The sequence below is a fragment of the Lishizhenia sp. genome (assembly GCF_033720595.1).
In the GTDB taxonomy this organism is placed as follows: Bacteria; Bacteroidota; Bacteroidia; order Flavobacteriales_D; family Crocinitomicaceae; genus Lishizhenia.
Window position 1 is genome coordinate 1 of sequence record NZ_JAWWCF010000289.1, and the last position, 2,264, is coordinate 2,264.

The following is a 2,264-nucleotide window of genomic DNA, read 5'->3' on the forward strand; positions in this document are numbered from 1 at the left end:
CCAGGATTAGTAATCTCACCATCGATGTACATATTACCGCCAATAAAAATGGTAATGGTTGTAGAGATTCCAATTAAGAAAACAATAGTTGGCATAAACAGCGCATTGGTAAAGACCAAGTCCATATTACGCTTTAAATAATTTTCATTTGAGGTATTAAAGATTTTGTTGAATCCTTCTTCTGCACCGTAAGCTTTGAGTACTCTCACTCCTGAAAAAGTTTCTTGTACAATGGAGCTCAACTTAGATTGTTCACGTTGTACACGCTCACTTTGCTTGTTCATTCTATCCGAAACTTTGTACACCAAGAACGACATAATAGGAAGCGGCAATAAAACCCAAAGTGTTAATTCTACATTAATAGAAAGCATTCTCCAAAAGATGAAACTAAATAAGAATACAAGGTTTACGGTATACATAACTCCAGGTCCTAGGTACAATCTCACCTTAGATACATCTTCAGAAATACGGTTTAATAAATCTCCCGTTGAATGGCGCTTGTAAAAGTTAAAATTCAATTTTTGATAGTGCTCGTAGATTTCATTTTTCAAATCGTACTCCACATATCTTGACACTTTTATGATGGTTTGACGCGTAAAAAAAAGAAAAATCCCTTTGGTTAGGGATAATAAAAAGTACATTCCAGCAAGACTAAAAGCTAACCAAGCAATATTTTCTATGGTTTCGTTAGCGGCGATTTTTTCCTGAAAATCATTCACAGCATCCTTTACCAGCTCTGGCATCTCTATCACCAGAACGTTCTGAATGATAATAAATAAGACTCCTAAAAGTAAATGCCATTTGTATTTTAGGAAATATTTGTTGAGATAGCTGAGAGACTTCATGTTTTAATTTTCTATTTTTGCACCGCGTTTTGACTTCAACGGAAGACAAAATTAGGCAAAGAATTGGAATAATAAAGATTCTATTTAATACAGTATTGAAATGATTGAGGTAAAGGAAATGAGTGCGACAAATTTGGCTGATAATCCAGTCATAGCACAAATGTCTATGTTAGGCCACGAGCAATTATTATTTTGTAATGATAATGCAACAGGCTTGAAAGCTATTATAGCTGTTCACAACACAGTTTTAGGACCAGCACTAGGTGGAACTAGAATGTGGATGTACAACAATGAAATGGAAGCATTGAACGATGTTTTAAGGCTTTCTAGAGGTATGACCTACAAGAACTCAATCTCAGGGTTAAACTTAGGGGGTGGTAAAGCCGTAATCATCGGTGATTCTAAGTCAATGAAATCTGAAGCCCTATTCAGAAGATTCGGAAAATTCGTAAACAGTTTAGCAGGTAAATATATTACAGCAGAAGATGTGGGTATCAATCCACAGGATATGTCGTGGGTGAACATGGAAACTGAGCACGTAGCAGGTCTACCAGGAAGAAGTGGAGATCCTTCTCCAGTTACAGCTTACGGTACCTTCATGGGAATGAAAGCTTGTGCTAAAGAGCAATTTGGTTCTGACAACTTAGCGGGTAAAACAGTAGCGGTTCAAGGAGTTGGTCACGTTGGTGAATACTTAGTAAAACACTTAACTGAGGAGAATGCAAACGTTGTAATCACTGATATCAACCAAGATGCTTTAGCAAGGATATCTAAGGAATATGGAGCTACAGTAGTTGGTTTAGATGAGATTTACGATGTAGACATGGACATATATGCACCATGTGCTTTAGGAGCGACAGTAAACGATGCTACTTTAGAGCGTTTAAAATGTTCGATCATCGCAGGAGCTGCCAACAACCAGTTAGCGGATGAAAATGTACACGGAGAAATCGTTCGTCAGAAAGGAATTATCTACGCACCAGATTACGCATTAAATGCAGGTGGAGTTATTAATTGTTACTCAGAGGTAAAAGGTTTATCTTCGGAGTGGGCAATGAGCAAAGCAGAAGATATCTACTCTACAATCTTAAACATTGTGAAGAGATCTAGCTCAGAGAACACGCCAACATTTGCGATTGCAAATAAAATGGCAGAAGAAAGAATTCAATCAATAGGTAAGGTTAAATTACCGATGTAATAATTAGTATGCTAAATAGAAGACACTTAAGAATAAAGGTATTACAATCACTCTACGCTTATTATCAAAGTGATAAGGAAAGTGTAATTCGAGCAGAAAAAGAAATGATGGAGGCTATAGATCGTATTTACGATCTATACCTTTATTTCTTGTTAGGTTTTGCAGAGTTGAAAAACGTTGCAGAACACCGTATCGAAGAGAATAAGAAAAAGATTTTACCA

The 2,264-nt window shown here is 36.5% G+C and carries 2 protein-coding genes and 1 pseudogene; 2 read left to right on the forward strand and 1 reads right to left on the reverse strand.

Annotated elements, in window-relative coordinates; genetic code table 11:
• Positions 1-845, reverse strand: an 845-nt coding sequence (locus R3333_RS14125) for an ABC transporter transmembrane domain-containing protein (RefSeq protein ID WP_318959414.1), incomplete at its 3' end; no start/stop codon positions are given.
• A 100-nt stretch (positions 846-945) separates the two neighbouring features.
• Here R3333_RS14125 and R3333_RS14130 point away from each other — a divergent pair.
• Both R3333_RS14130 and R3333_RS14135 read left to right on the forward strand, forming a co-directional pair.
• Complete coding sequence (locus R3333_RS14130) at positions 946-2,043, forward strand: Glu/Leu/Phe/Val dehydrogenase dimerization domain-containing protein (RefSeq protein WP_318959415.1); 1,098 nt, start codon at positions 946-948, stop codon at positions 2,041-2,043.
• Positions 2,044-2,051: 8 nt separating this feature from the next.
• Positions 2,052-2,264 (forward strand): annotated as a pseudogene (locus tag R3333_RS14135) (antitermination protein NusB); the annotation flags it as partial.

Excerpts from the sequence above, each read along its gene's own strand:
- R3333_RS14130 (WP_318959415.1), top strand. The coding sequence starts at position 946 with ATGATTGAGGTAAAGGAAATGAGTGCGACAAATTTGGCTGATAATCCA.